This is a genomic window from Dethiosulfatibacter aminovorans DSM 17477 (assembly GCF_900142005.1).
GTDB classification, from domain to species: Bacteria; Bacillota; Clostridia; order Tissierellales; family Dethiosulfatibacteraceae; genus Dethiosulfatibacter; species Dethiosulfatibacter aminovorans.
On record NZ_FQZL01000060.1, the window covers coordinates 1 to 7,420 of the forward strand.

6 protein-coding genes are annotated in these 7,420 nt (G+C 42.5%); 1 reads left to right on the forward strand and 5 read right to left on the reverse strand.

Going from position 1 to position 7,420, the window contains the following annotated elements:
- Positions 1-224 (reverse strand): trimethylamine methyltransferase family protein (locus BUB05_RS18095; RefSeq protein ID WP_175548599.1); only part of this gene is annotated, 224 nt, incomplete at its 3' end.
- A 193-nt stretch (positions 225-417) separates the two neighbouring features.
- On the reverse strand, positions 418-1,647 hold the full coding sequence (locus BUB05_RS18100) for an NAD/NADP octopine/nopaline dehydrogenase family protein (RefSeq protein WP_073051159.1): 1,230 nt from the start codon (positions 1,645-1,647) through the stop codon (positions 418-420).
- A gap of 348 nt (positions 1,648-1,995) precedes the next feature.
- Between BUB05_RS18100 and BUB05_RS18105 the strand changes: the two genes are divergently transcribed.
- On the forward strand, positions 1,996-3,450 hold the full coding sequence (locus BUB05_RS18105; RefSeq protein ID WP_073051161.1) for a sigma-54 interaction domain-containing protein: 1,455 nt from the start codon (positions 1,996-1,998) through the stop codon (positions 3,448-3,450).
- A 248-nt stretch (positions 3,451-3,698) separates the two neighbouring features.
- On the opposite strand, the gene BUB05_RS18110 is transcribed toward BUB05_RS18105, so the two are convergent.
- From BUB05_RS18110 to BUB05_RS18120, 3 genes are all read right to left on the reverse strand, one after another.
- Entirely contained in the window at positions 3,699-5,300 is a 1,602-nt protein-coding gene (locus BUB05_RS18110; protein WP_073051163.1) for a BCCT family transporter, read from the reverse strand.
- A gap of 75 nt (positions 5,301-5,375) precedes the next feature.
- The gene (locus tag BUB05_RS18115) at positions 5,376-6,770 is read right to left on the reverse strand and encodes a trimethylamine methyltransferase family protein (RefSeq protein ID WP_073051165.1); all 1,395 of its coding nucleotides are present in this window, start codon (positions 6,768-6,770) and stop codon (positions 5,376-5,378) included.
- Between the two features lie 11 nt (positions 6,771-6,781).
- A partial coding sequence (locus BUB05_RS18120; protein WP_175548600.1) for a trimethylamine methyltransferase family protein occupies positions 6,782-7,420 on the reverse strand: 639 nt, incomplete at its 5' end.

Below are 7,420 nucleotides of genomic sequence, written 5' to 3' on the forward strand. Positions count from 1 at the left end.
ACTTCCTTGGGTACAGTCCTAAGGGCTTCTTCCACTACGCTTCTTGGGAATTTTACAATGTCCCCTTCGATTATCGCTCCTTTCTCCTTTAGTTTCTCTAGAGTTCTATCGCCGGTCATTTTCATACCAACGTTTTCTAGCAGATACATGCTCTTTTCATGAATCATGTCAATCTTTTCCTGATTCAGTACTGAAAAATTAATGTTTCTTTTTACTGTTGTCATTCTTACTCCTTTCCTCTCTTAATGTCTATTTCATTTCTAGTAAAATTCATCACTATCTTGGCTGTTGGCAAGGATTAAATTCGATGAATTTAAGCATTCCCAGCAACCATCTCATATAAATAACCCAATTCTTCACTTGGTTCCTGATTTGAGCCGGCTTCATTGAAGCCGGCTTTTTTCTGCTGATTCTTCCTTATGCCATAACCTTGGCTTTAACGCCTTCCCTCAGGTAAGTGTTAAGCTCTTCAACACTCATGTTGTCGATTCCAAGATACTCAAGAGTGTATCCGTTTGCTGTAAGGTCTCTCTGCAGTATTGCACATGCAAGGTTGATCATTGAATCAACTACAGGAGTCTTGACTCCGTACGCCTTTCCCAGCTCATGATATACGTGGCATCCTACAGGAATGTCCTCTGTTATATATCTGTTCTCCATTGTGAAAGGTCCTGTTCCATACTGGATTGGATCCTGCTGGTCGAATGGTATAACATAGTCAAGTCCCATGTATTCCTGTCCAAGTACGTTTTCCCTTGAGAAGAAGTGCTCTTTCTCGTATGGCTGGATTCCTACTCCAAGCTTGGCTGCAAGCTCGCATTCCTCTGTGTAGAATGTATACTGTACCTGTGATACTGACTCGCAGTATGCGTGAGAGTAGATTGAGAACTTGTATTTGTCTTCTCCGAATACTCTTCCGAAGTTTTCCATTGTTGATACTCCAAGGATTGCTCCAGGACAGTGAAGTACAGGGTTTACATTTGAGAATCCTGTATCGAGAACCGTGTCTCCTGCTACTGCTCCGTCTCCGAAAGTTACTGCGTCCATTGATGGAAGGTATTTTGAACTTTCTATGAATGCTTCAGTATCCTTTGCAGGCATTGCAGCTCCCCTTAGGGTGATTGCCCTGTAGTATACCCTTATCTTGTGGGTGATTACATCACCGTACTTGTCTACACGGCTTCCGTATGTAGAGCTTGACCATCCGCCCACGATTACTTCCTTTGTGCATCCTGCCTCTTCCATCATTTTTCTGAAGATGAGCGATCCGAAGTTGTCAGGGAAGATGTGGATTACCTGTCCGTCTTCTAGCAGCGGAATGAGTCTTTCGAAGAATGGAACATGTCCGAATGTTGGCGTTGCCACAACAATGATTCCTGCTCCTTCTACTGCCTCGGCTACGTCTGTTGTAACCTTTTCCATCTTTGCGAATCCTTCTCTCTCGAATCCGTAAAGGTTTGCCTGCTCTCCGTAGAACTTGATTCCTACTCTTTCCACGTTCATCAATGTCTTCTCTGCAAAAGGCTCAAGATCGCAAAGCCTTACCTTTGCTCCGCCCAATGCACAGTCTGCTGCTATGGCCTTGCCTACTGCTCCTGCTCCAAGCACTGCAATTGGCTTGTCTTTCAAATAACTCATGTCTGCCATCTTAAATGGTCCTCCTTGATAATTAAATTATATTTTTATTTTTGTTTTAATTGACTTAATCGCATCTTTGATTAAATCCTTGTTGCACCTACATATAAGCAATTAGCGTGCCAATTTTTCTTTTCTATGAAAATTTTTAAAAACCTCTATTTTTCAACATTTTTCATGTATTGTTCCCCCCAGGCTTTGTTAAGCAATAAACAATAGTGCAAATATTTATGCACCTCTTCAATTGCAAAGAAAACCTTTGCCCTTGAATCCAGAGGATTTCATGTATTTTTGTAAAAATCTTTTGCATGCCCAGTTTCCTGCATGTATAATATAGGTATACTGGAACTGGAGGAATTAATGGATACTGAAAATTTAAGTCCGGAAATTATAGAGATATTAGAGGAGCAAAGTCTCCCTATTAGAGAAATGGAAGCCGTTGAAGATATGTGCATACAGATTTTCGACAAGGAAGGAAGGTCAATATGCTACTCCAAAGGCTGTGAACAGATTGAAGGCCACAGGAAGGAAGACATCCTGGGAAAGAAGCTCGGGGATGTATATACAATATCAAAGAACAAGGAAAACCCCTACGGCTCTCTTCCCCTTACGGTATTGAAGACCGGCGAAGTACTCAAAAACAAGCATGTTAAGTTCACTACTTACGACGGACATCCTCTAGATGTTATCAGCTCCACATATCCCGTATTTTCAAAAGACAAATCTGAAGTCATAGCAGCAATATGCGTATTCAGGGACATAGGTGACTACATCAAGATGGCAAACACAATACAAAAGCTGGAGCATGACCTTTCATCCACTAACATTTCAAAAAGAAACAACGGTACAATCTATACATTCAACGATATAATAGGTGAGTCAAATAGTATTGCAAAGTCAATCGAAAAGGCAAAAAAAGCGGCAAGGAATACAGCCCCTGTAATGATAATAGGCTCAACAGGAACCGGCAAGGAAGTCTTTGCCCAGTCGATACACAATGCCAGCAGCATTGCAAGCGGACCCTTTGTAGCAATTAACTGTTCTGCAATACCGGAAAATCTTCTTGAAAGCACCCTTTTCGGTACATGCAAGGGAGCCTTTACAGGAGCTACGGAAAGCATAGGGCTGTTTGAAACAGCAAAGGACGGCACCTTGTTCCTGGACGAAATCAACTCAATGAGCATGAAACTTCAAGCAAAGCTATTGAGAACACTGGAGACAAAGAAAATAAGAAAGGTTGGCGGCAACAGGGAAATTCCAATCAGTGTAAGGATCATAAGCGCTACCAACCAGGACCCCCGCGATGCTGTAAAAAGGAAACAGATAAGAGCGGACTTCTACTACAGGTTGGCGGTTATATCTCTTGAACTGGCGAATTTAAAGGACAGGAAGGAAGACATACCATCACTGATAGATTTCTTTATAATGAACCATTCCAATGTTCTTGGCAAGAAAATAATGCATATCTCGGATGAAGCCAAGGATGTGCTGATAAAACACAACTGGCCTGGTAACATAAGGGAACTCAAGCACGTCATAGATCAATCCCTTTATCTGGCAGACTTCAACGATACTCAAATAGACACTTACCATTTGCCTAAATATCTCTACGACAACTATTCGAAGGGCAAGCTGACCTCCGGATCACCCAGGGAATCGGGCAAATCCCTCAAGGAAATTATTACCGACATGGAAAAGCAGATAATATCCGATGAATACAGAAACAACGGTTTCAACGTAAGCAAGACTGCAAGACAGCTTGGACTTACCAGACAGAATCTGCAGTATAAGCTTAAGGCTTATGATATTAAATGATAAAACGTCATGTAAAAAAAGAATCCCGGGAATCCGGAATTCTTTTTTATTTTATTGTGTTTTATTGTGATTTATGCTGAAAGAGCTTTTTCCTCTTCTTCCATCGCTTCAATAACCTTATTCTCCAGCATTTGCAACCTTGAATCAAGCACTTTCCATCATAATTGCAGCAAGGTTCTTGCTGATGTCAGTCATTTATGCAATATTTTCAAAACTCATTTTTTGATCCTAAGCCAAACAAACCTTTATTAGTTGGTTTTCTCCATTGGTTCGTCATCGATATAAACAGCTTTCTTGGATACCATTCTTCTCTTTTCCTTTATTTCCTCACCGAACTCATCATAGAGGGACTTGACCATTGATACCATCATCAGCACCATAACTACTGTAATGACTATAGAAGCCACAAGGGATGAAGTCTGCAGCCCTGTTATCTCACCACTCGCTATAAGAACCAAAGTTATTGCCAGTGTTGCTATACTTACTGCCCACAAAGCTCTTGTTGGCTTCGGCGGGAACAGAGGATTTCCGTCCTTCTTTGTTGTAACCTGAGCACATACGTATGAGTATGAGTCAACTGTAGTAGCAAGGAATATGAATACAAGTACCAGGAACAGCGCCGAAAGCACTCCTCCCATAGGAAGCCTCTCCAAAAGTGTAAATACTGTAGATCCTGTTCCATTTGCATTCATCGATTCAACAAGGCCTACACCCTGGTTTAATTCCATGTCTATTGCTGTAGATCCAAATGTTCCATACCACATCCATGTAGCTATCGGTGCAGCTCCAAGGTGTACAAGTACGATTTCCTTGAATGTCCTTCCTCTTGATACCGCTGCAACAAACAGTCCTGTTGAAGGAGCGGAAGCAATCCACCATGCCCAGTAGAATATTGTCCACCACTGCGGGAAGTAGTTTGTCTGCAGACTGTCAGTCCAAAGCATCATTCTTGGGAAGTTTTGAAGCATGTCACCTACACCCGAAAGTGTAGTGTTCATTATGAAAGATGAAGGTCCGAGTATGAATACAATTATCATTATTCCTATACACAGAGGAATGTTGATATTACTCAATACCTTGATACCCTTATCTATACCGCTTACTGCACTTGCTGTAAACAATGCCGCCCAGCATACGCCGATTACTACATAAGTCATGTTTGTGATCGGAATGCCGAACAAACTGTTAAGACCGCCTGCAAGCTGCATTATTCCCAGACCTGTCGCAGTAGTAACCCCACCTATAACTCCATATACCAGGAATCCGTCAAGTACTCTGAATGCTTTTCCTTCAACCTTGTCGCCGAAGAGAGGTCTAAGGAAGGTACTGAAGTGAGGCGGCTCGCCTTTCCTATATATGAAGTATCCTGCCGGGGCAGCAACTGTCATATATATTGCCCATGGAACCCATCCCCAGTGGAAGAAAGACTGTGCCATTGCTCTTTCAGCTGCAGCTGCAGTCATTGGCTCCGCTCCGAATGGAGGAGACTGCAGGAAGCTTAGAGGCTCTGCAACACACCAGTAAACAAGTCCAACTCCGTATCCGCATGCAATGATCATTGCAAACCATGAGAAGAATGAATACTGTGGTTTTTCATCATCCTTGCCGAGCTTGACATTTCCAAAAGGTCCGAATGCCAGCCAAAGTGCAAATACTAAAAATACGGCTCCCGCCAACAGGTACGCCCATCCAAATGCTCCTGTCAGGGTGTTGAATACAACTCCTATTACTGCAAACATTCCATCAGGGTTTATCATTGCCCATCCAATGAATGTCACCAAAATTATCAATGCTGAAAAAAGTACAAGTTTGTCCGATTTGTCAATCCAGTTTCTGTTATCATTACTCATAAAAACTATTCTCCCTCATGTTTTTTAGCTAATAAACACCAATTCTCCTTTTTTCATGCAAAAATCAACTACGCTTTATCTTATGACATTTCTTACGCTTAAGTATTCATCAAGCTGTTTCTTGACTATGCTGTCCATCTCAGGCTTTCTGTAGCTGTCAATGAGCTTTCCTATCTCTTTTTCCATGTTGCTGCCTAAGCCTTCAACGTACATCCTGTTGTCTGGAAGTATGTCGTTTGATCCTATGCTGTGGAACCATGGTACCGTCCTGCATCTTTCGAAAGTGTGGGAATTGCTCAAGAACTGTCCACCATGGCCAACTTCCTTTATTGCTCCAAAGGCAAGATCATCTTCAGTTACAGGCACATCCTTGAAGTAGTAGTCCACCATGCTGATTATCTCCAAATCGCATATGAACTTTTCGTATGACATGGCACCGAAAGAATCCAATATTCCTGCACTGTGTATCACAAAATTGGCTCCGTTCAATCTGGTTGAAAACATATTCATCATGGCTTCGTAACCACTTTGAACAGAAACACCCTTGGCATCAGACTGAGTGCCGCCGCTTCTGTTTGGCAAGCCGTAGAATCTGGCAAGCTCTGCACTGTATTTTGACTGAAGGGTAAATCCTGGCGATCCTATGGATATACATCCGTTCCTGATGTTTGATGTCGTTGGAAGAAGTCCGTATATTACAGGTGTACCTTCCTTGAGTATCTGGCTTATGCAGATTGCTGCAAGGGCTTCCGCATTGCCCAGTGACAGATTGGCCGCAAGTGTTATTGGGCCGGTTCCTCCGGATATGGGTCCCGGAGTGATTATCATTGGCTGGTTGTACTCTATGCATACCTCCATGCTGTCAAGTGCGTGTTCATCGATTACCAGAGGACTTACAGTACTGATGAGAGTCAGCGACTTCCCTTCCTTCTTCAGTTCTTCCTCTCCGAATACTATTGTCATCATGTCCATAAGTTCCTGAACACTTTTTCTTGGTCCCGGTATGCTCATGATGCACTTGTTGGAATACTCCAGAATGTCACTCATCATGATCATATGACTGTTGTCTGCATTTATGTCACAAGGTTGTACTGCCAGTCCTCCGTTTATGTTGAATACATCTGATGCTTCAATGAGCTTAAGAAATTTCACATAGTCGTCCCTTAAAGCTTCCCTCAGAGTACCGTCAGGTTCTATTATGTTCGTACATCCATAACCCGGGCAGTACTCAACATCATTGTCGCCTATATGCATGTCGTGTTTTGGATTTCTTGCCTTGACGTCAAAGGATTTTGGCACTTTTGCCACAGCGTCCATTATCTGCTTTTCAGTAAAGAAAGCAGTCTTGCCTTCAACTTTGATGCCGTGTTTCTTGATTTTTTCAATTACAGAGTCAGAATAAAGGTTCACTCCTATTTCGCCAAGTATTCTGATGGTATTGTCGTGGATTTTTCTTACTGTTGACTCCATTTAATCATCCCTTACTTGTATTTTTCTTCCCATTTAGCAAGCTTTTCTAGTATATCACTATCCAGCTCGGGAATGGTATGATTTTCAAGAATATTTTCAATTTTCTTCACTACATTTGTCATGATTTCAGACTCGTCGGGATTTTCCATCTTTCTGCCGAAGAGTTCAGGATACCATATCTCCTTGAAGTTTGAGAATGTATGGGTATGCTGCAGATAGTGTCCTCCGAACCCTACGTCCTGTATTACATCAAGTGCCAGGGTCTCCTCGTTGACTTCAACTCCCTTGCAATAATTCTTCATCTGGTTTATTACTTCGTTTGCAAGCACTGCCATTGCAGGCGAAACGCTGTTGCAGTGGTCCATTACTCCTATGTCGTGGACTATGTTGGCCTTGCTTAATGATGTTGAGAATAATTCCATTGTCACTTCTGCCATTGCCTGAGGATCTACAGTCTTTGCATCGCTGCATGAAGCCGTTCCGAAGAATGGCAGTCCGTAGTAGTCGGCCATTTCAGATGCTGCCGCTATTGCAAGGTGGAATTCCGGTGCTGCATATGATCCTATTGTCGTCTGCATGTCGAATACTGTAGGCATTGATCCGTATACCAGTGGTGCTCCTTCGTTTACCGCCTGGGTTATGCATACTCC